Source organism: Chryseobacterium suipulveris (assembly GCF_022811685.1).
GTDB lineage: Bacteria > Bacteroidota > Bacteroidia > Flavobacteriales > Weeksellaceae > Kaistella > Kaistella suipulveris.
Genome location: NZ_CP094532.1, coordinates 141715 through 162971, shown reverse-complemented (window position 1 = coordinate 162971; position 21257 = coordinate 141715). Strand labels below are relative to the sequence as shown.

Here is a 21257-nt window from a genome sequence, read left to right as displayed (position 1 = left end):
ACTTTTACGACATTTTCTGATGGGATTTTTGCTGAGATTATTTTCGAAGAACGGTTTATTCGTCTTCTTTATATTTCTGCAGCTCATAGCTTTGGTATTGATTTTCAGCAGAAACTCAATGCAGCAGTCGTGGATTGCCGCACAAAGCGCCGCCTTTAACTCGTGGGTTTCTGGGTACATCGACGAAGGTGCTTCTTACCTAAAACTCAAGCAGATCAATGACCAGCTTGTTGCCCAGAATAAAGTTCTGATGGAGCAGGTGTACGGAAAAGGTACCACAGAAATCCCAGAATTTAGAAAAGTACACGACACGATCGGTGGTGGGCAAATCTACACTTTCGTGGATGGCGAAATTGTTTTCAACAGCATCAACCGAAAAGACAACTACTTCACTATCAACCGCGGAAGACGCGACGGAGTATTCCCAAAAATGGGAGTGATGGCGCCAAACGGAATCGCGGGAATCGTGATTAATACGACGGATTCCTATTCTTTGGTGCAGTCGATCCTGAGTTTGGATAAAATTAAAATTAATGCCGCACTGAAAAAGTCGGGCTATTTTGGAACACTGACTTGGCGAGGCGACGATTCCAGAACAATGCACTTATCGGATGTGCCGAAATATGTTCCGCTTCAGGTTGGAGACACGGTCGTAACCGACGGAAAATCAGCGATTTTCCCAAGAGGAGTGATGATCGGAAAAGTTGCCGGTTACCAAGTGGACAGTAAAACTGGTTTCTGGGATATTTCAGTTGAACTCAGCGAAAAAATGGGAACACTGAACAAAGTATATGTCGTGAAGAATCTGAAAAAAGCTGAAGTAGAAAGAATTCAAGACACCTTACAAGCAACGATAAAGAGAGAAAAATGATAAGCAGAACACTTTTTACCGACATCATTATGATCGTGCTGCTTATCGCGCTGCAGATTTTTGTGCTGAACAGAATTACGCTTTTCGGCAAATTCACTCCTGTTCTTTATCCTGTATTTGTAATGTTTTATCCGTTTTTCAGGAATAAGTTTCAGTTTCTGGCATTGAGTTTTCTGCTTGGTTTGGGAATCGACGCATTCCTTTACACATGGGGAATCAACGCTTTTGCAACGACAGCGATCGCATACTTCCGAACGGTAATTTTCAGAACATCTACGGATACTTCCACGGATTTCTTTTCGTTTCAAAGTTTGCAGTGGACCCAGTTTCTGCTATTTATCGGCTCGAGTATATTCTTTCACCAGCTGCTGGTGCAGTACATCGAGTTCTTCAAATTCAGCCGATTCTTTGAAATCTTTATTAATGTTTTGGCAACAAGCGCGATTTCGTTTATATTTATCCTGATGTACGCTTTAGCATTCAGAATCAAGCAAAGAATCTGAAAATCAGCCAGATTGTTTTACGTTAATGACCTTTAATGGCCATAAAAAATTATGAAGTCACAATATCTGAAAGTATCGGTTATTTTAGCTGTGCTCGCTGCAATCTTTATTGCGCGGCTTGCTTATCTGCAGCTTTTTACCGACAGATATGCACTGAACGCGGCAAACACTTCCATTAAGACCGAATACGTGATTCCACAACGTGGAGTTATTTTCGACCGCAACGGAAGAATTATGGTGGGAAACCAGCCCGCTTACGAAATTTCCTACACCGAAGCTTTGATGCGCCCCGATTTCGACACGATCGATTTTTGCCATCTGATGAAGATTTCAAAACCTGACTTCATCAACCGAATCAAGGCCATTAAAAAGGAAAAATATTATTCGAAACTGACTCCTATGACTTTTATGAAAAATCTAAGTCGTGAAGAAATCGCCAGGATTCAGGAGATTATCTTTAAATATCCCGCATTCAGCATTGTTTCCCGTCCGCAAAGACAGTATGAAGTTTCTACTTCCGGAAATCTTCTTGGCTATACCAATGAAGTGAATGACCGCGACATCAAAAAAGATTCTGTGTATTATTTACCGGGTGACTTTATCGGGAAATCGGGAGTGGAACGATCTTATGAAAAGGAGCTCCGCGGAATTAAAGGCGTGAAGTATATTCAGAAAGACATCAAGCTGAGAAACATCGGTTCCTACAAAAACGGAACTTTGGATAAAGACGTGATTACCGGGAAAGACATCACTTTAACCATCGATTACGATTTGCAGCGAATGGCGGAGGAAATGATGGTCAACAAACAAGGTGCGATTGTCGCTCTCGATCCTACGAATGGTGAAATTTTGGTAATGGCGACCGGTCCCGATATCGACCCCAATCTTTTCACAGGTCCCGATAAAACCAGAAACCTCTATCGTCTTCAAATGGATACGATTTATAACAACCGCCCGACTTTCGACCGATCGGTTCAGGCAGCATATCCTCCAGGTTCGACTTTCAAACTTCTTACAGCAGCTGCCGCTATGCAGATGGGTGTGATGGACGAAAATACCATTTTTCCTTGTGGTGGCGGATTTTATTATAAAGGTTTAAGAATTAAAGGTCACGGTGGAGCAGATCCGCTGGTTCCTGCAATCCAGGTTTCGAGTAACTGTTATTTTTCTCACGCTTTTATCGCGATTATGAACAAATATCCAGGCGATCCAAGCCGAGGTGTTGACGAGTGGAAAAAAATCATGAGCAGCTTCGGCGTCGGCGAATTCTTAAATAATGACTTGGCAGTCGGTTCAAAAGGGAGGATTCCATCAGGAGCTTTCTACGAAAAAAGAAGTGGCGGAAAGAAAAATTGGAGCAATGACTACACGATGAACGGTTCGATCTTCAACGGAATGGGACAAGGCGATGTTTTGCTCACACCTTTGCAAATGGCAAACGCAACTGCAGCGATTGTAAACAAAGGTTGGTATTACACTCCGCACATCGTAAAGTCGATCGACGGAAAACCGAATCCTGATCCGAGATTTAAAGTGAAACATAAAACCCTGGTTCATCCGAAACATTTTGATCCCATTATCAAAGGAATGGAAAGAGTGGTTTTGGCGGGGACCGCTCGAGGATTGAAGTCCAATGACTTCACGATGCTTGCAAAAACAGGAACTGCGCAGGTTCCACAAGGGAAAGACAATTCCATCTTTGTTTTGGCGGCTCCCGCCGAAAATCCCAAAATCGTTGTCGCAGCCGTAATGGAACACGCCGGTTTTGGAGCAACTTGGGCAGGTCCAGCTGCAACGGTAATCGCGGAAAAATACCTTCTCGGCGATTTGAAACGGGAACACCTCTATAAAAAGATGGTGAACGCGAGTTTTATGCCGGAATACAAAAGGCAATGGGTTGTTGATCTAAAGAGAAAAGGACTTTATAAGGAACCCAACAGAGATTCAGTGAAAATCCAGCAACTGGAAGACAGCATCAGAATCATTAAAAATGAAGAGCTGCGGTCGCGGCTGATTTACAAAAGAGACTCGATTAAATTTCGGCTTAAAAACAATACTCCAAAGAAATGAAGTGGGCACAAGGAATTGACAAATTAGGACTCACCCTGTATTTTTTGCTGTGTGCTTTTGCCGTTGCAAACATTTACAGTGTGGAACCCGCAAGCGGAACAAGACAGGCAATCTGGTTCGGCGTTTCCATGTTTGTGGGAATCATTATCTTCTTTATGCGGAATAAGTTTTTCGAAAATATGGCGGGAATCTTTTATATTTTTGGAATCCTGCTGCTTGTCGGACTTTTCCCTTTCGGAACAGAAATACTAGGACAAAAAAACTGGTACAAATTCGGACCCGTAAGTTTGCAACCCGTGGAATTCGCTAAAATCGGTACCGCTTTGATGCTTGCGAACTATGTTTCTGGACCCGATTTTAATCTGAAATATAGGAAATCACTTTGGTCGTCATTAGCAATCATCGGGGTTCCTGCGGTAGTTGTTCTTGCCATTCCCGACGTGGGCTCGCTCTTGGTTTTTACGGCGTTCTTTATTGCGCTTTATCGCGAAGGTTTGTCGGGCTGGTTTTTCGGGGTTGGATTTATTTTCGCGGGAGTTTTCCTGTTGTCGATTGCAATTGAGCCGCTTTATGTGATTTATGGGATTCTTGCAATTACCGCGATTATCATTTTCTTTAATTATTACCGAATCCATTGGAACGTGGTTTCTGTTGCATCGATCGTCGCAATCGTCGCTGTATTGAGCGGATTAGCATACGGAACGCCAAAGATTTTAGAAAAGCTCCCAAAACACCAACGCGAAAGGATCGAGGTTTTATATAAAGGAGAAAGAGCTTTCCGCGATACGTCGGGTTACAATTTGCTTTATTCGAAAACCGCGATCGGTTCAGGAGGTTTCTTTGGTAAAGGTTATCGTGAAGGTTCGGTAACTCAGGGAAAATTTGTTCCCGAGCAAAGCACCGACTATATTTTCTGTACCGTGGGAGAAGAATGGGGATTTCTCGGAAGCTCGCTTCTCGTGATCTGTTACGCGATCTTTATCGGGAGAATTTATTATCTTTCTGAAAGGCAGAAATCAGTATTTAACCGTGTTTTCGGCTATTGTTTTGCGTCGATTCTGCTGATGCACTTTTCTATTAATCTGGGAATGGTGATGGGACTATTTCCGACGGTAGGTATTCCGTTGCCGTTTTTCAGTTACGGTGGAAGTTCACTCCTTGCGTTCTCGGTAATGACCTTTATTTTTTTTAAACTCAATTACGCCGACAGAAACAGTTTGGTGTAAAGACCGACAATATTTCTCACCTTAATTAAGATTGATCTTATATCACTAATCATCCTTAAAAACAGCAGACACAAAAAACGCCACCCAATTAAGGTGGCGTTTCCTGATCAATTATCTATTATCTTAGTTGTTGCTTGCTAATTGCGCCTCAACGGTTTCAGGAGTGATCACTCTTTTTGCAAAACGGTATTTCGGTCCCCAATAAGAATCATTCAGCGAAGAGATCATTACACCTCTTGAAGTCGCAGCGTGGATGAATTTAATTTCACCTTCTTCGGTAACGTTTTCAACAATTCCTACGTGGGAAATTCTGCTTCCTCCTTTGTGTGCGAAGAAAATCAAGTCACCTTTCTGAAGGTCAGATTTTTCAACTCTGTCGCCTTCCTGTGCTTGTGCAGCGGCAACTCTTGGCAAGTTCATTCCTGCAGCAGCACCGAAAACTGAAAGTACAAACGCGGAGCAGTCAATTCCTCTTCTGGTCATTCCTCCATATCTGTAAGGAGTTCCGAGATAGGATTCTGCTTCGGTAAGGATTTCGTCGATTTTTTTGGTGAATCTTATTGTTTTAGCGATTTCCGCATTTTTTGCGGCGTTTTCCAAACTCTTTGCTGCAGCGGCTTTCGCGCTTGCGAAGCTATTTAGAAGTTGAGTTTTTGCATCCTCTAATTTTTTATTTTCAAGGGAAGCGAGTTTGGCATTTGATTTGTATTCTTCTTGGTAAGTTGTCGGAGCTGAAACTACGTAGTTCGTAACACAAGACTGTAGGGAGAATGTAGCGATTATGGCAACTGCATACGATAAAACTCTTTTCTTCATATATTTGATTATCCGTGTTAAATAGTAATATTTTAATTAAAAAAGCAAGACAAAATTAGATATTACACGCTATATAGGGGGTGATTTCACTCTTTTGGAAGCTATAATTTAACACATTTTAACAGTTCTTTTCGGAATGTTAAAGGAAAACAAGGCGCAATCCTTTTATTTAAAGGGGTTGCGTTTTCTTTTTTATTAAGATTTCTTAACATTTATAATTCTCATCGATTAACATTATCGGATTAGACTATAATGTTGATGGGACCAAAAAAAATCCAGGAGACATTTCCTGGACTTTCAATGGTAGGTTATTTTTGCTCTTATCTCGTAAACAAAAGCTCCCTGTATTTCGTCATCGGCCAAAGTTCATCGTCCACAAGCATTTCGAGTGAGTCTGAAGCTTTGCGGATTTTGTCAAATAATGGTCGCACATCGTTACAAAATGCTTCCGCCATTTTTTGGGAATCGGTAATCGCTTTGGCTTTCTTAATTGCTGCCAAGAGATTTTCAACTTCAACCTTCATTACCGAGATATGGCCTGAAATTTCAACAATCATACTCATCTGCTCTTTTGCCAAGCTCTTGAATTCCTTTTCGCCAAAGATGTCTTTCAAGCCACGCACATTATCGATCAGTCGGTTTTGGTAATTTAGTGCACAAGGAATGATATGGTTTCTTGCAATATCTGCCAAAACTTTTGCCTCAATGGAAACTACAGTCGAATATTTCTCGAGCTTGATTTCATTTCGTGCCTCAATTTCACGATGGGTGTAAATTCCGAGATCTTCATAAAGTGCAATGAATTTTTTGTCGAGCTCCTGTTTCAAAGCTTCAGGAGTGGTTTTCAGGTTTTTGAGTCCGCGTTTTGCAGCTTCTTTCGCCCAATCGTCAGAATAACCGTCGCCTTCAAACATAATATTTTTCGAATCCTTGATGTACTCTCTCAATACATTGAAGATCGCCTCGTCTTTTTTAAGTCCGCTTTCGATCAGCGCATCTACTTCTTTTTTGAAATCTCTCAGCTGTTTCGCAGCAATCGCGTTCATCACCGTCATCACTTCTGCACAGTTTGCCGAAGAACCTACCGCTCTGATTTCGAATTTATTTCCTGTAAAAGCGAAAGGAGAAGTTCTGTTTCTGTCGGTATTGTCGAGCAGAATTTCAGGGATTTTTCCAACCACGTTCAATTTGAGTTCCGTTTTTTCTTCCGGGGAAAGTTTTCCGTCGGTCACTTTTTCAAGCTCCTCCAAAACTCCAAAAAGTTGGGATCCGATAAACGCAGAAATAATCGCAGGTGGCGCTTCGTTCGCTCCTAAACGGTAATCGTTACTCGCCGATGCAATACTTGCTCTAAGTAAATCTGCGTAGTCGTGAACCGCTTTTAATGTATTTACAAAGAAAGTAAGGAACTGTAGGTTTTTCTTTGGATTTTTTCCAGGACTTAAAAGGTTTTCGCCAGTATCGGTTGCCAAACTCCAGTTATTGTGTTTTCCACTTCCGTTCACGCCTGCGAAAGGTTTTTCGTGAAAAAGGATATGGAAGTGGTGTTTGTGCGCAACTCTCGCCATCAAATCCATTAATAATGAATTGTGATCCACCGCAACATTCACTTCCTCAAACATCGGAGCCAACTCAAATTGGTTGGGTGCAACTTCGTTGTGGCGCGTCGTAACGGGAATTCCGAGGTGCATACATTTGATCTCCAACTCTTTCATGAAGTTCATTACCCTCGTTGGAATCGAGCCGAAATAATGGTCATCCAATTGCTGTCCTTTTGCAGGTGAATGTCCCAACAAAGTTTTTCCCGTGATCACCAAGTCAGGTCTCGACTGATACAACGCGGAATCCACCAGGAAATATTCCTGTTCCCATCCTAAAGTCGGAGTTACTTTGGTCACGTTTTTATCAAAATAAGCCTTACAGATTTCTGTTGCAGCGTCATCTAAAGCGCTTAACGCCCTTAAAAGAGGTGCTTTATAATCCAACGTTTCACCCGTATATGAAATGAAGATGGAAGGAATACACAAAGTCGTTCCCAAGATAAATGCAGGCGAAGTCGGATCCCATGCTGTGTAACCTCTTGCTTCAAAGGTATTTCTGATCCCGCCATTTGGAAAAGATGACGCATCGGGTTCCTGCTGAATAAGCATTCCGCCAGAAAATCTTTCGATGGCGCGGTCACTTTCAAACGGGGTGAAAAACGAGTCGTGCTTTTCCGCGGTTGTTCCTGTCAATGGCTGAAACCAGTGCGTGTAGTGAGTCACGCCTTTGCTTAAAGCCCAGTCTTTCATCGCCACCGCAATTTGGTCCGCAACGTCACGCTGGATTTTCGTGCCCTTCTTGATCGCGTTCTGAATGGAGGTAAATGCTTCCTTGGTTAAGTAAGACCTCATTGTTTCTTCCGAGAAAACATTTTGGCAGAACAGTTCCGATAATTTTGCGGGAACTTCAATCGCGTTGTCTTTTCTAAAATCTTTAAAAGACAGCGTTTCTAATGCTTTAAATCTTAAATTTGACATTTTAATATGGTTTTATTGGGGCAAATTTATAAAAAAATGTAATTAAATTGATTCAACCCCCAAAAAATTAAGGGTGTTTTAATAAAATTTATTTTTGAGCTAAAAATCCTAGCTTGATTTAAGGGCTTTATTCGAAATAGAAAATATTTTCAATCCCTATTTTCAACCAAAAAATTGCGAGATATGTATTATCTTTGCCAAAAGATATACTATGGTAAATTCACGGGCAAGAGAAACTACTGAAGCGATCGAGCGTCTTTATGTTTCCATGCGTCACTTATTCTATCGCGGATTTTTCAAACCATCGGGAATTTCAGGCGAAAGTCTTCGTTCCCTACTCATGACCATCAACCCCGAAATCTACGGAACCATGGGTGTTCACAACAAGATTGAACTCAATGGTTTGCTGTACGTTCTCGACCGTCTTCCGGAAGGAATCGAGGAATGCTCCTTCATCCACCTCACTTCCGACGAAGGTTTTGAAAAAGGCAGCTTCGAAGTAATCGTCCCGAAAAAGAGAAGAAGAAACTGTTACCGAATCGACGAGCACCAGATGAATATCGAGGTTCTTCTCGGCCGTTCTGAAATTTACGACATTCTTACCCACCTCACCTTTTTATATATTGAGGCAGACAAAATTCGAAATCTCGCTTTTGTTTCCGACGAAAACGACAAGCCGACTCGCGCCTGGAAAATTATCGAGGAAGTGGCAAAAGGAGAAAAGAAACTAAGCAGAAAAGAAAAGGAAGTCGCACTGATCCACCTTTCCTCACTTTTGGGAAGAACTTTTGACGAGACACTTGAAGCGTACAACAACTTCGGTGACGACAAGAATCCGGACCGCCTTTTCAAAATCATCTATAACTTAGGAAACGAAAGCTTTAACGACGATAAGAAAATCCGTGAGCGGGAAGTTCATTTCTCCGCGATTCTTCGCGAAAGAGTAGGTCACCATTTCTTCGGTGAAAAGTGGGCACAAAAGGTAAAAGAAGTCCTTGCCGAAAACAATCTGCAGATGCGGCCTCTTCATATTATTTCCGCGAATATGCATTCTGTGAAAAATATGCTTTACGGAAACGATGCACTTGGAAAGAAAGCCACAAAAACAGTTGACTATAAACTCTACGAAGAGATTTCGAACAAGAAAGCACTTCAGGAAAAAGTTCTGGAACACTCGCAAAAAGCAGGACTGATCTACATCGACGACCAAAGCGGAAGCAATATCGATGTGCAGTTTATCGACCTGTCGAAAACCGACTTAAAGAACACGCCATTCGCAGGAAAGAAATTTTCTGGAGACGACGTGGTGATGGTGTTCGACTACGCGTTTGGTGAACAGGCGTATGAAATCATGGACGAGCTTCTGAGACCTTACGAATACAACGGTGAAGTTTATACGATGAAGGTGAAGTCGATTTCCATCATGGGTAAAGCAGGAATTTTAATGGGAGAAAAAGGAGACATTATGATTCCAACCTCACACGTTTTTGAGGGAACCGCAGATAACTATCCTTTTGAAAACGCACTGAAACTCGATGATTTTCAGGATGATGAATTAAAAGCGTTCGAAGGTGGAATGATCACGGTTTTAGGAACATCGCTTCAGAACAAGGATATTTTGAGATATTTTATGGACACTTCCTGGAAAGCAATCGGGCTCGAAATGGAAGGAGCTCATTACCAAAAAGCAATCCAGGTGGCTTCGAAAATCCGACACCATATTTCTGAAGACCTTTTTGTAATGTATGCCTATTACGCTTCGGATAATCCGCTGGAAACGGGATCCACACTTTCTTCGGGCGGACTTGGATTAACTGGTGTAAAACCGACCTATCTCATCACACTTAGAATTCTTGAAAGAATTTTGGACAGCGCAAAAACCGCAACTACAAAATAAGCAAAGTAAAAACCACTCGGATGATTTCGTGTGGTTTTATTTTTAAACATATCATCTAAAAAAAAGTAAAAATAATGGATCAGGCAAGCTACTTATTTTCAACAAGGACAAGTAAAGCTTTAGCAGAAAAAATCGCCCAACATTATGGGCAGGAATTAGGAAAGATTAATTTTCAGGAATTTAGCGACGGAGAGTTTGAACCCGTTCTTGACCAATCGGTAAGAGGAGGTAGGGTGTTTCTTATCGGTTCTACATTTCCGCCCGCAGATAATCTTTTGGAGCTTTTGCTGATGATTGACGCTTCTAAAAGAGCATCCGCAAAAAGCATCACCGTTGTACTCCCCTATTATGGTTTGGCAAGACAGGACAGAAAAGATCAGCCAAGAGCACCGATCGGAGCAAAATTGGTCGCAAATCTTTTAACTGCAGCAGGTGCGACGAGAGTGATGACAATGGATCTTCACGCGGACCAAATCCAGGGCTTTTTCGAAATTCCTGTGGATCACCTGTATGCATCCACCATTTTTATTGACTTTATCCATTCGCAGGATTTAGACAACCTTACTATCGCTTCTCCAGATATGGGAGGTGCAAAGAGGGCAAAAAACTATGCAAGCCACCTCGGAGCAGAAGTGGTAATATGTTACAAGGAAAGAAAAAAAGCCAACGTGGTGGAAGAAATGTTCCTGATTGGTGATGTGAAGGGCAGAAACGTAATCCTGATCGACGATATGATAGACACCGCGGGAACACTTTGCAAAGCAGCGGATATCCTAATAGCGAACGGAGCAAAATCTGTGCGTGCGATGGCAACTCATGCCGTCCTTTCAGGAAAAGCTTATGAAAACATCGAAAACTCTAAAATATCTGAAGTGATCGTAACCGACACCATTCCTGTCAAGACAGAGCTTTCATCAAAAATCAAGGTGCTTTCCTGCGCCGAACTTTTTGCGGATGTAATGAGAATGGTACACGAACATAAGTCGATCAGCGATAAATTTATTATTTGATAATCAATCGTTTTCACTTAATTTACAAAGTCCCTTCGTTTTCGGAGGACCTTTCATATTTTCAAAATAATCATTATCTTTGCACCCTAAAATTTTTTAACATTTTATACAATGAAATCTATTACAATTCAAGGTACAAAAAGAGAAAGCGTGGGCAAAAAGTCTACCAAAGCTTTACGTGATGCTGAATTAGTTCCTTGTGTTGTTTACGGAGGAAATGAAACCCTGAACTTTTCTGCTACAGAAAAATCTTTCAAAGGGTTGGTTTATACTCCTGAAGCACACACGGTATCTATTGAGGTTGACGGAAAAACAATTCCTGCCGTACTTCAGGACATCCAGTTTCACCCAATTACCGACAAGATCCTTCACGCGGATTTTTACCAGCTTGCAGATGACAAAGCGGTTATCATGGAGGTTCCTGTAAGAATCACAGGTCGTGCAAAAGGTGTTGTTGCGGGTGGTGTTCTTCGTCAGTCTTTCAGAAAACTGAAATTGAAAGCGATCCCTGCAAACTTGCCGGATGAAATCGTGATTGACGTAACTCCGTTGAAGATTGGAAACAAGCTTTATGTTGGAGATATCAAAACTGATGGTTTCACTTTCATGCATCCAGACAACGCAGTTGTTGCAGCTGTGAAGATGTCTAGAACTGCAATGAAAGGTGGTGCAGCAGCTGAAGATGATGAGGAAGAAGTAGAAGGTGAAGCAGCAGCACCGGCTGAAGGTGATGCACCTGCAGCGGAAGCAACTTCTGCAGAATAATTTCTACAAGAATAATTTGAAGAAATCCCGATCAGTAATGGTCGGGATTTTTTGATGTAAATTCTCAAATTAAGAACTTTTCCAATATCTCGCACGCCGATTTCGGCAGATTCGTTCCTGGTCCGAAGATGAAATCCGCCCCATTTGCATAAAGGAAATCATAATCCTGCTGCGGAATTACGCCGCCTACAACAATCGTGATGTCTTCTGCACCAAGTTTTTTCAGTTCTTCCACCACTTGCGGAACCAAAGTTTTGTGACCTGCAGCCAAAGAAGAAACACCTAGAATGTGAATGTCGTTTTCCACCGCCTGTTTCGCGACTTCTTCAGGGGTTTGGAAAAGTGGAGCCACATCGACGTCGAATCCCATATCGGCAAAAGCGGTTGCCACAACTTTAGCACCACGGTCGTGACCATCCTGCCCCATTTTTGCGACCATAATTCTTGGTCTTCTTCCTTCGTGTTCCTCAAATTTTTGGTTTAATGAAACCGCTTTTTCGAAATATTCGTTTTTCCCTGCATTCATAGCGTAAACTCCCTGTATGGTTCTGATATTTGCTTTGTATCTGCCGAAACTTTCCTCCATCGCGTCGCTCATTTCTCCCAACGTTACCCTTCTTCTCGCTGCTTCGATGCAGATTTCCAGGAGGTTTCCTTTTCCGGTTTTTGCGGCTTCGCGTAAGGTGTTGAGGATTTCCGAAACTTTTTCGGAATCCCTTTCAGCTTTAATGGAATTCAATCGCTCGATCTGTTTTCTGCGAACCTCGGAATTATCGATATCGAGAATTTCAAGCTCCATCTGTTTTTGGTTGGACTTAAAGGAATTTACTCCTACAATGAATTCCTCACCGCTGTCGATTTTTGCTTGTTTTTTTGCGGCAGCTTCCTCGATCCTCATTTTGGGAATTCCTGCTTCAATCGCTTTCGTCATTCCGCCTTCTTCCTCTACTTCATTGATGAATTTCATGGCCTCGTCGATCATCTGTTGCGTTAAAGTTTCCACCAGATGACTTCCTCCCATCGGATCCACCACATCGCAGATTCCACTTTCCTGTTGAAGGATAATCTGCGTGTTTCTAGCAATTTTCGCAGAGTAGTCGGTTGGAAGTGCAATCGCTTCATCCAAAGCATTTGTGTGGAGAGACTGCGTTCCGCCCAAAGCTGAAGACAGCGCCTCAATCGCGGTTCGCGTAATGTTGTTAAACGGTTCCTGTTCTGTTAAGGACCATCCCGAGGTTTGCGAATGCGTCCTTAACGCCAACGATTTTTGATTTTGCGGATTGAATTGTGTCAAGAGATTTGCCCAGATAAATCTTGCCGCCCTCATTTTGGCGATCTCCATAAAGTGGTTCATTCCGATTGCCCAGAAAAAAGACAGTCGCGGTGCGAAATCGTCGATGTTCATTCCCGCTTTAATTCCCGTTCGCACATACTCCAAACCGTCGGCTAAAGTATAGGCCATTTCCAAAACGGGAGTTGCTCCCGCCTCCTGCATGTGATAACCTGAAATCGAGATGGAATTGAATTTCGGGATATTTCTGGAAGTGTATTCAAAAATATCGGCAATGATTTTCATCGAAGGAGTAGGCGGATAAATGTAGGTATTTCTCACCATAAACTCTTTCAGAATATCGTTCTGGATTGTACCCGAAAGTTTATCCTGAGAAACTCCCTGCTCTTCCGCAGCAACGATGTAGAAAGACAAAATCGGCAAAACAGCACCATTCATCGTCATTGAAACGGAAATTTCATCCAAAGGAATCTGGTCGAAGAGAATCTTCATGTCTTCCACGGAATCAATCGCAACACCAGCTTTTCCTACATCTCCCACAACTCGTGGATGATCTGAATCGTAACCGCGGTGAGTCGCTAAATCAAACGCCACTGAAAGTCCTTTTTGTCCTGCCGCTAAATTTCTTCTATAAAAAGCGTTGGATTCCTCAGCGGTTGAAAATCCCGCATACTGTCGAATCGTCCACGGTTTTTGAACATACATCGTGGAATATGGACCGCGCAAATAAGGCGCAATTCCTGCTGAATATTCTTTTTCTTTAAGAACTTTGGAATCGCTTTCGGTATAGGAAGACTTCATTTCCAATCCGTCTTTCTCAAAAAAGTAAGGGAGTTTTTCCTCAAAATTTAAGGTAAAATTAGGATTTTGATTTTGGATTTTATGGCGCATTCTATTGAATTTACAATGAGGTAAAGTTATGAATTTTTCGAGATTGATTCCGCTTTCAATAATGACGCTTAAAAAAAACTCACCAAATAATCATCAACAAGAAAAAATTGAATAATTTTGATTAAAACTTTTAACTATGCCGAAGTTCCGACTTCACAGGATATTTATTCTGAGCTTTTTGCTCCTTTCGGTTCTTTTCTTTTCACAAAGCAAAATCATAAAAGGAAAAATCATTAACGCCCAAAACGGCGAGGCAATGGCTTTCGTCCCCGTTTACATTGTTTCATCTGAAGGCATAAAAAATACTACCACAACCGATTTTGATGGATTTTACGAGCTTCGTTACGAGAATCAACCAGATTCATTGGTTGTGAAATTTGATGAGTTTGTACCGAAAAGTATCTTTTTCCGCGATTATGCTGGAGACGAATTAAACGTCAGCATTGCTCCAATTCCACAGAAAAAGGACCGAACAAGAACAAAAAATATTGATGGAGTTGTCATCAGAAAAAAGAAAAAATACGATAATCCGGCATGGGAAATATTAGAGAAAGTCGTTGCTAACAAACCGAAAAACAATCCCGAAAAGCTGGAGACTTACTCGTATGAAAACTACAGCAGAATGGAAATTTCCATGAGCAACTTCGGAAAAAAACTGGAGAAAAGAAAAGTTTTCAAAGACTTTCGTGGAATTATGGAGGCGACTAAAGATGTTTCTGGTGAAGACGGGAAACCGGTAATGCCCATTTTCATCTCCGAAAATCTCTCTGACTTTTACTTCAGAAAAAATCCGCTCAGCACCGCGGAAATCATCAAAAAAACCAAAGTTGAAGGAATCGGCATTGAGGATGGGAGTATGTTTTCACAGCTTTTGACTTCAACTTTCATTAAATATAATTTTTACCAAAACTACATCAGAATTCTCGGCAAAGATTTCCTTTCGCCTGTCAACGACAATTTCAAATTGCTTTATGACTATGAGCTTGTGGACCGAAATGAGCAAATTGACAACCTTGGTTACTACAGGATCAACTTTAGACCCAAAAGAAGCTCCGATCTCGCTTTCGTAGGAACGATGCTAATTGCACACGGCGATTACGCACTGTACCGAACCGACGCGAAAGTAATGCCCGGTGCTAATCTTAACTTCATCAACAACCTTCGAATTCAGCAGGAAATGAATTATCTTTCTAGTGACGAGAGCTGGTTTCCTGCCAAGACAAGAGTTTTTGTAGAAACCGCAAAACCTGGAAAAGAAAGTGTCGGTATCTTTTTGAAATACTATTCATCTGCAAAAAACATCCAGGTTAACAAGCCCATCGAAGCCACAAAATTTGACAAAGAAATCACCGTTTTGGACAGCGCAACAGAAAAAGACGAAGCATTTTGGAATAAAAACCGATACGACTCGCTCACCACCGCAGAAAAGAAAATGTACGGAATGATCGATCAGGCAAAAAAGCTTCCTTCTGTAAGAACTTATCTGGATATCATCGATGTAATTTCCAACGGTTACTATAAAGCGGGTAAGATTAGTATCGGTCCGTACCTTCAAACGATCTGTTATAATGACCACGAAGGATTTAGATTGAGAGCAGGATTCCGAACCAACCAGGATTTCAGCCGCAAATGGATTTTCGGTGGTTACTTGGGGTACGGTTTCAAAGATTCTAAATTGAAGTTTGGAGCCAATGCAGACTATATTTTCAGTCGGGAACCTTGGACACAGGCAGGAGTAAGTTATTCACACGATTTGGGACAGGTAGCTTTTATGTATGAGGATTTTTCAAACAGGCGCAACAATATTTTTGATACGATGAAGAAAAACGGAAGAATGAAGTTGCGTCGTCCGTTTTGGCAGGACACTTATCAAGCTTATATTCAGACGGATATATTTAAATCTCTGACTCAGAAAATCACATTCAGACATTTCAATTTTGATCCCCTTTTTCCTTTTTCGTTTTCAGAAGACGGTATCAATGATATGCATGACTTCAGAACTTCCGAAATTATCTCAGAAACGATTTGGAGACCGGGAAGAAGAATTCTGCAAACCAGAAACAACAAGCAGCTGAACCTAAAGGACAACGTTTATAATCCGGTCGTCACTTTCCGCTATACAAGAGGAATTAAGGGAGTTCTTGGAAGTGATTTTGATTATAATAAATTCAGCTTGAATATTCAGCAAACCATTCCAATGGGAATTTTTGGTAGGGGTGAATATTCCTTAACAGGAGGTATTATTCCCGACAAGATCCCATATCCGCTACTGGAAAACCACCTGGGAAATTCCTTCGCATTTTATAACAGGTATGCCTTCAACACCATGCGTTTCTTTGAATTCACCAGTAACAAATATGCATCGCTGCAATACACGCAAAACCTTGAGGGGCTCATTACCAACAGTATACCGCTTATTAAGAAGCTAAACTGGCGAAACCACGTGACTTTCAATTATTTAATCGGCGATTTGAATCCTGATTTTGTGGATGCAACGGCGGGAAATAACTTTATGCAGAACAGTTTGAGAAACAAGCCGTTCATAGAGTTCGGTTATGGAGTTTCAAATATTTTCAGATTTCTAAGAATTGATTTTATTCATCGTTTGACGCATCTGCAACCTACTCCATTTCACGAAGCGCCAAAAAAATTTCGGGTGAAATTTTCTGTGCAAATCAGACTATAATGAAGTGACCCCGATCATAAATCGACTCTCTTTAAATTCCCTAATTTTGCAGTATGAAAAAGCTGGAATCAAGAGAGGATATCGAAAAACTGGTGAATCTGTTTTACGGAAAAGTGCAGAACGACGACACGATCGGTTTCTTCTTCAACGACGTGGCAAAAACCGACTGGAGCCATCACCTGCCGAAAATGTATTCTTTTTGGGAAACGCTGCTTTTCGGCCAGATTTCGTATAAGGGAAATCCGATGGCGGTGCATTTGCCGATCAATGCGCAGGTTCCACTGGAGAAGCACCATTTTGCACACTGGGTAAAACTTTGGACTGAAACCGTGGAGGAAAACTTTACCGGTGAAATGGCGGATATGGCGATTTATAAAGCCAACAATATCGCAGCTTTGATGGGCCACAAAATGGAGGTTGCCAGAAGACTTTCTTAAGATCTACGGAACAATCACCGTAAAAATATACGCCGCAAGATTCACGAGCAACACGGTGCCGTACAGATGATTGGTCTTTCCGCGGCTGAGTGAGAGCATTACTGTGAAAACGGAAAGTGCGAGCAGAATCACCGATTTCATGTCGAGTCCCAAAACGAAAGGGATGTCGAACAGAATACACACCACGGAAACCGCAGGAATCGTTAAACCCACACTCGCCAAAGCGGAACCGAGTCCCAAATTGATGGAGGTCTGAATCTGGTTGTTTCTCGCAGCACGGATCGCCGCCAAACCTTCGGGGAGCAAAACCACGGTCGCGATAATCACGCCGACCAAAGCTCTCGGCGCGCCGATTCCTTCCACGAAATCCTCGATAACTGGTGAAAGTCCTTTTGCCATAAAAATTACAACGGCCAAACAAATCATCAACAAAACGAGACTGAGAATGGTCTTTTTTATAGTCGGCGGATCGGCTTCATGAGTGGTGTGATCGGCTTCCTCGACCACGAAATAGTTTCGGTGACGAACCGTCTGAAACATCAGAAAACTTCCATAAATCATTAGACAAGCCAAAGAAACAAATACCAGCTGCGCATCGGAATAAAACGGACCGCGAATACTTGAAGTGTAATTCGGAAGAATTAGCGTGAGAACCAGGATCGCCACCAAACTCACAAGATATGAAGTCGCGGAATTGGTGATGAAAAACTGCTCCTTATATTTTCTGCTTCCAACCCAGATGCAGACTCCGAGAATTCCGTTGAGAATTAACATTACCGCAGCAAATACCGTATCTCGCGCATAAGTCATCGCACCTTCACCACCGGAAAGCATGAAGGAAATAATCAGCCCCACCTCGAGAATCGTGATACAGATCGCCAAAATAATGGTTCCATAAGGTTCGCCGACTTTGTGCGCCACAACTTCTGCGTGGTGAACTGCCGCTAAAACACTCCCGAACAAAAGGATTGCGCCCAAAATATTTCCTACAGTTCCCATTTCCAGAAATCCACCGAGATAGAAAACTGAGGAAATTATAGGAAGAATAATGGTCCAGTGCAGGTATTGTTTTAATTTCATAAGCGCCACAAAAATACAGAAAATCTATTAAAAACCTAAATATTATTGGTTTTATTAATAATTTTTTAACAGAATTTTCTAAAGGTAAAAATCCTGAAAATCGGTAACCATGTGGAAAAACAAACCGATTGCGATGATTCTGTAATTTGATTTGAGGAAAATCATTCCCAGAAAATAAAGCGCAATCATCGGATAAGTATGGAGCGGGTGAAAACCAATGCTATTACGGTTCGGATCAAAAAGCGGATTGGCAAAAATATGGTCCAGATCCACAAGCATCGTTGCAAGCATCAGAAAATAAGCTTTCTTCCAATTGTCTTTAAAGAAAATTTTGGCAATAAAAACCGGAAAAACCAGATGCAGAAAATAGTGGACGACCTCCTTTAAAAACAAGAAATTTTCCATCAAATTCTTCCTTTTAGAAAATCCTGTCTCAGTTCCTCATCCAGCTTTTCGATCGCGTACCGAAGTGAAGTTCGCGGCATTTTCCGATAATGAGCTTTCAGGAAACCGAGAAGTTCGTCCTCGTTTTTCTCGCCCATTTCGCGGAGAAGCCAACCGTTTGCTTTATGCATCAAATCGTGTTCGTGGAGGAGGTTTTTCTGGGCGAGTTCTTTCAGCAGTTCGAACTTTCCTTTTTTTGCATGGTACATTGTGGAAACAATCGCCATTCTTTTTGACCAAAGGTTTTCTTCATCCGAGAGTTTTCTCAAGATCGTATCGTCCTCATTTTCAAAACAGTATCTTCCCAAAATTTTGTAGGAGGAATTATCGACCAAATCCCAGTTGTTGATGTGTTTTTTGTTTTTAAGGTAAAATTTGACGATGTCTGCTTTTTCCTTTTTGTCTTTGGATTTTTCAAACTTTGTAACCAACATCAGAAGCGCGGAATGTCGGTGTTCGTGAAATTTCGAGGAAAGCAGTTCGCCCAGTTCCTCCATCGAGATTTTGTTCCAGAACTCTTTTACCACTTTTCTCTGGTCGGGAACGGTCACTCCGATGAACTGGTCACCTACCGCATATTCGCCTTTTCCCGCCTTGAAAAACCGAGGGAAGAATTCTTTTTTTTCGGGTAATGCCAAATCCTGCAGAGCGGATTTTATGTCAGCAAGAACAACGCTCATCTTTTTGGTTTTAGATAAATTTTGACACGCGATGAATCGCGCCTCTACAGCTCATCCGCCAGTCTCCAAATTTCGGACTCCAATTGCTCGGAAATCCTGAAATTCGTTTCTTTTATTTTGTTCAAAATAGGACTTACTTTCGGGATTATATTTTGGCGTTTCGCCTCCAAAATGATTCCCAAGGTTCCGATAATTTTTAATGAAAATTGCTGCGCAACCTTTCTGGCTTTAAAATCGTCGATAATAATCAAAGAGTCTTTATGTTCCAACGCCACAGCAATCGCACTGGACTCTCCGTCGTCAATGTTATATTATAATACCTTATCTTTTTGATCTTTAGTTACAGAAAAAACCTTAATAAACGGAGGCAAAATTTCGCCAAACTCATCTGCAACTTCATTGGTAGTTATGATTTCAGAAAATAATTTTTCCACAACATCTAACTCATTAATTTTCGAAAGCAAGACTAGGCAGCTTGTATCCGAAATTACAATCTTAGACATTTCCTAATTCTTTTTCCAAATCTTCTACAGGAAAATTAAAGACAGAAACTCCCAATTTTCCAAGATTCTCCATGAATTTTCTTTTCGGTAAACCTGCCATTTTTGCCGCTTGACCTAAAGATAATTTTCCCTTTTCGTACAGAAATGAGGCAAACAGGACAAGAAGGTTTTTCTCTTCAGTTTCGAGTTCTTTGGGGATTTTTATGGTAAGTGACATTTTCTAAATTATTTGTAATCAAAGGTAAAGAAATTTTTATGCCTTTGACAATTGAAGTTTTGTAGCGTCTTTTCCAAATTCTCAAATTCTCAAATTTCCCCTTCCTCGTCGTCGTGGTATTCAAACAGAAAATCGTTGTACGGAAACCGTGAAATGTGGATTTTCAGAACCTCATCGTAAATCAGCTTTTTCATTTCGGGAAAATTTTCCTTGGTTAAAGCGGAAATGAAAACCGTCGGGAATTTAGATTTCGACATCCAGGTCTTTTTCCATTCGGCGAGAGAAATATTCTTTCGCGTTTCAGGAGTCAAATCGTCCTCCTCCTTTTTCTCGTAGGCAAAAGCGTCTATTTTATTGAAAACCATAATCATCGGTTTTTGGTGTGCGCCGATTTCCATTAAAATCTGGTTCACAGAATTGATGTGGTCCTCAAAACTTTCGTGGGAAATATCGACAACGTGAATGAGCAGATCCGCTTCTCGCACTTCATCCAATGTTGATTTAAAGCTTTCTACCAACTGAGTTGGCAACTTCCTGATGAATCCAACGGTGTCGGTCAGCAGAAACGGCAAATTCCCGATCACGACTTTCCTCACCGTCGTGTCCAAAGTCGCAAAAAGTTTGTTCTCGGCAAAAACCTCGGATTTAGAAATTGCGTTCATCAGTGTAGATTTCCCGACGTTGGTGTAACCAACCAAAGCGACACGCACCATCTTTCCGCGGTTTTGTCTTTGTGTGGACATCTGCTTGTCGATGGTTTTCAGTTTTTCCTTTAACAATGAAATTCTGTCGCGGATAATTCGTCGGTCAGTTTCGATTTCGGTTTCACCGGGACCTCTCATTCCGATTCCACCGCGTTGTCTTTCAAGGTGGGTCCACATTCGGGTCAGTCGCGGAAGCAGGTATTCGTATTGCGCGAGTTCCACCTGCGTTCTTGCGTATGAAGTTTGGGCGCGCTGTGCGAAAATATCGAGAATCAGGTTGGTTCTGTCGAGGATTTTCACCTCCATTTCCTTTTCGAGATTTTTCAGTTGCGATGGCGAAAGTTCGTCATCAAAAATCACGGTGGAAATTTCATTTTCCTTGATATAGTTTCTGATTTCCTCGGCTTTTCCGCTTCCGACAAAAGTTTTGGAGTCGGGTTGCGTCATTTTCTGCGTGAACCTTTTTTCTACGGTCGCTCCCGCTGTGAATGCGAGGAATTCAAGTTCGTCGAGGTATTCCTTGAGTTTTTCTTCGTCCTGATTTTGGGTAATTAAGCCGACTAAAACGGCTTTTTCGTATTGATGGTCTTTCTTTTCGAGCATATTTTATACGGGTTTTGCGATCAAATAAATCGCATCCTTGCAAA

General features: G+C 41.6%; 19 protein-coding genes. 9 read left to right on the top strand and 10 right to left on the bottom strand.

The window, feature by feature from the left end; all coding sequences use genetic code 11:
- Window positions 1-19 precede the first annotated feature (19 nt).
- From mreC to rodA, 4 genes are read left to right on the top strand one after another with little or no spacing between them, the layout of a single operon-like run.
- A complete protein-coding gene (gene mreC / locus MTP09_RS00850) occupies window positions 20-871 on the top strand; it encodes a rod shape-determining protein MreC (RefSeq protein ID WP_243549764.1) in 852 nt (283 codons plus the stop codon).
- Window positions 868-1374, top strand: coding sequence for a rod shape-determining protein MreD (locus MTP09_RS00845; protein ID WP_243549762.1), 507 nt, complete (start codon window positions 868-870; stop codon window positions 1372-1374). The genes mreC and MTP09_RS00845 overlap by 4 nt, the downstream gene beginning before the upstream one ends.
- A gap of 51 nt (window positions 1375-1425) precedes the next feature.
- On the top strand, window positions 1426-3444 hold the full coding sequence (locus tag MTP09_RS00840; RefSeq protein ID WP_243549760.1) for a penicillin-binding transpeptidase domain-containing protein: 2019 nt from the start codon (window positions 1426-1428) through the stop codon (window positions 3442-3444).
- The gene (gene rodA / locus MTP09_RS00835) at window positions 3441-4670 is read left to right on the top strand and encodes a rod shape-determining protein RodA (RefSeq protein ID WP_243549758.1); all 1230 of its coding nucleotides are present in this window, start codon (window positions 3441-3443) and stop codon (window positions 4668-4670) included. The genes MTP09_RS00840 and rodA overlap by 4 nt, the downstream gene beginning before the upstream one ends.
- Before the next feature lie 123 nt (window positions 4671-4793).
- Here rodA and MTP09_RS00830 read toward each other — a convergent pair whose 3' ends face one another.
- Window positions 4794-5486, bottom strand: coding sequence for a C40 family peptidase (locus MTP09_RS00830; protein WP_243549756.1), 693 nt, complete (start codon window positions 5484-5486; stop codon window positions 4794-4796).
- Between the two features lie 320 nt (window positions 5487-5806).
- Complete coding sequence (locus MTP09_RS00825) at window positions 5807-8005, bottom strand: glutamine synthetase III family protein (protein ID WP_243549754.1); 2199 nt, start codon at window positions 8003-8005, stop codon at window positions 5807-5809.
- 211 nt (window positions 8006-8216) lie between these two features.
- Here MTP09_RS00825 and MTP09_RS00820 point away from each other — a divergent pair, with 211 nt between their 5' ends.
- From MTP09_RS00820 to MTP09_RS00810, 3 genes are all read left to right on the top strand, one after another.
- Window positions 8217-9902, top strand: a complete 1686-nt coding sequence (locus tag MTP09_RS00820; RefSeq protein ID WP_243549752.1) for a DUF6909 family protein — start codon at window positions 8217-8219, stop codon at window positions 9900-9902.
- 71 nt (window positions 9903-9973) lie between these two features.
- Entirely contained in the window at window positions 9974-10912 is a 939-nt protein-coding gene (locus MTP09_RS00815) for a ribose-phosphate pyrophosphokinase (protein WP_243551693.1), read from the top strand.
- A 111-nt stretch (window positions 10913-11023) separates the two neighbouring features.
- Window positions 11024-11677 (top strand): 50S ribosomal protein L25/general stress protein Ctc, encoded by a 654-nt coding sequence (locus tag MTP09_RS00810; RefSeq protein WP_243549750.1) that lies wholly within the window; start codon window positions 11024-11026, stop codon window positions 11675-11677.
- A 64-nt stretch (window positions 11678-11741) separates the two neighbouring features.
- Here MTP09_RS00810 and scpA read toward each other — a convergent pair whose 3' ends face one another.
- The gene (scpA, locus tag MTP09_RS00805) at window positions 11742-13859 is read right to left on the bottom strand and encodes a methylmalonyl-CoA mutase (RefSeq protein WP_243549748.1); all 2118 of its coding nucleotides are present in this window, start codon (window positions 13857-13859) and stop codon (window positions 11742-11744) included.
- Between the two features lie 136 nt (window positions 13860-13995).
- Between scpA and MTP09_RS00800 the strand changes: the two genes are divergently transcribed.
- Together MTP09_RS00800 and MTP09_RS00795 are read left to right on the top strand one after the other, a co-directional pair.
- Window positions 13996-16545, top strand: a complete 2550-nt coding sequence (locus tag MTP09_RS00800; RefSeq protein ID WP_243549746.1) for a DUF5686 family protein — start codon at window positions 13996-13998, stop codon at window positions 16543-16545.
- Window positions 16546-16598: 53 nt separating this feature from the next.
- The gene (locus tag MTP09_RS00795; protein WP_243549744.1) at window positions 16599-16982 is read left to right on the top strand and encodes a group III truncated hemoglobin; all 384 of its coding nucleotides are present in this window, start codon (window positions 16599-16601) and stop codon (window positions 16980-16982) included.
- A gap of 3 nt (window positions 16983-16985) precedes the next feature.
- On the opposite strand, the gene MTP09_RS00790 is transcribed toward MTP09_RS00795, so the two are convergent.
- The 7 genes from MTP09_RS00790 to hflX form a co-directional block, all read right to left on the bottom strand.
- A complete protein-coding gene (locus tag MTP09_RS00790) occupies window positions 16986-18062 on the bottom strand; it encodes a calcium:proton antiporter (protein WP_243549742.1) in 1077 nt (358 codons plus the stop codon).
- Between the two features lie 78 nt (window positions 18063-18140).
- Complete coding sequence (locus tag MTP09_RS00785; RefSeq protein WP_243549740.1) at window positions 18141-18467, bottom strand: DUF6122 family protein; 327 nt, start codon at window positions 18465-18467, stop codon at window positions 18141-18143.
- Complete coding sequence (locus tag MTP09_RS00780; RefSeq protein ID WP_243549738.1) at window positions 18467-19186, bottom strand: DNA alkylation repair protein; 720 nt, start codon at window positions 19184-19186, stop codon at window positions 18467-18469. The genes MTP09_RS00785 and MTP09_RS00780 overlap by 1 nt, the downstream gene beginning before the upstream one ends.
- Window positions 19187-19230: 44 nt before the next feature.
- Window positions 19231-19455 carry a DUF3368 domain-containing protein gene (locus tag MTP09_RS00775; RefSeq protein ID WP_243549736.1) on the bottom strand — a complete coding sequence of 75 codons (225 nt, stop codon included), beginning with the start codon at window positions 19453-19455 and terminating at the stop codon, window positions 19231-19233.
- Window positions 19456-19497: 42 nt separating this feature from the next.
- Window positions 19498-19689, bottom strand: a complete 192-nt coding sequence (locus tag MTP09_RS00770; RefSeq protein WP_243549734.1) for a hypothetical protein — start codon at window positions 19687-19689, stop codon at window positions 19498-19500.
- Window positions 19682-19906, bottom strand: a complete 225-nt coding sequence (locus MTP09_RS00765) for a UPF0175 family protein (protein ID WP_243549732.1) — start codon at window positions 19904-19906, stop codon at window positions 19682-19684. The genes MTP09_RS00770 and MTP09_RS00765 overlap by 8 nt, the downstream gene beginning before the upstream one ends.
- Window positions 19907-19995: 89 nt before the next feature.
- Window positions 19996-21213 carry a GTPase HflX gene (hflX, locus tag MTP09_RS00760; RefSeq protein WP_243549730.1) on the bottom strand — a complete coding sequence of 406 codons (1218 nt, stop codon included), beginning with the start codon at window positions 21211-21213 and terminating at the stop codon, window positions 19996-19998.
- Window positions 21214-21257 lie beyond the last annotated feature (44 nt).

Bases quoted from the DNA above. Each gene is read 5' to 3' on its own strand.
- mreC (WP_243549764.1), top strand. From the start codon at position 20: ATGGGATTTTTGCTGAGATTATTTTCGAAGAACGGTTTATTCGTCTTC.
- MTP09_RS00845 (WP_243549762.1), top strand. From the start codon at position 868: ATGATAAGCAGAACACTTTTTACCGACATCATTATGATCGTGCTGCTT.
- MTP09_RS00840 (WP_243549760.1), top strand. From the start codon at position 1,426: ATGAAGTCACAATATCTGAAAGTATCGGTTATTTTAGCTGTGCTCGCT.
- rodA (WP_243549758.1), top strand. From the start codon at position 3,441: ATGAAGTGGGCACAAGGAATTGACAAATTAGGACTCACCCTGTATTTT.
- MTP09_RS00830 (WP_243549756.1), bottom strand. From the start codon at position 5,486: ATGAAGAAAAGAGTTTTATCGTATGCAGTTGCCATAATCGCTACATTC.
- MTP09_RS00825 (WP_243549754.1), bottom strand. From the start codon at position 8,005: ATGTCAAATTTAAGATTTAAAGCATTAGAAACGCTGTCTTTTAAAGAT.
- MTP09_RS00820 (WP_243549752.1), top strand. From the start codon at position 8,217: ATGGTAAATTCACGGGCAAGAGAAACTACTGAAGCGATCGAGCGTCTT.
- MTP09_RS00810 (WP_243549750.1), top strand. From the start codon at position 11,024: ATGAAATCTATTACAATTCAAGGTACAAAAAGAGAAAGCGTGGGCAAA.
- scpA (WP_243549748.1), bottom strand. From the start codon at position 13,859: ATGCGCCATAAAATCCAAAATCAAAATCCTAATTTTACCTTAAATTTT.
- MTP09_RS00800 (WP_243549746.1), top strand. From the start codon at position 13,996: ATGCCGAAGTTCCGACTTCACAGGATATTTATTCTGAGCTTTTTGCTC.
- MTP09_RS00795 (WP_243549744.1), top strand. From the start codon at position 16,599: ATGAAAAAGCTGGAATCAAGAGAGGATATCGAAAAACTGGTGAATCTG.
- MTP09_RS00790 (WP_243549742.1), bottom strand. From the start codon at position 18,062: ATGAAATTAAAACAATACCTGCACTGGACCATTATTCTTCCTATAATT.
- MTP09_RS00785 (WP_243549740.1), bottom strand. From the start codon at position 18,467: ATGGAAAATTTCTTGTTTTTAAAGGAGGTCGTCCACTATTTTCTGCAT.
- MTP09_RS00780 (WP_243549738.1), bottom strand. From the start codon at position 19,186: ATGAGCGTTGTTCTTGCTGACATAAAATCCGCTCTGCAGGATTTGGCA.
- MTP09_RS00770 (WP_243549734.1), bottom strand. From the start codon at position 19,689: ATGTCTAAGATTGTAATTTCGGATACAAGCTGCCTAGTCTTGCTTTCG.
- MTP09_RS00765 (WP_243549732.1), bottom strand. From the start codon at position 19,906: ATGTCACTTACCATAAAAATCCCCAAAGAACTCGAAACTGAAGAGAAA.
- hflX (WP_243549730.1), bottom strand. From the start codon at position 21,213: ATGCTCGAAAAGAAAGACCATCAATACGAAAAAGCCGTTTTAGTCGGC.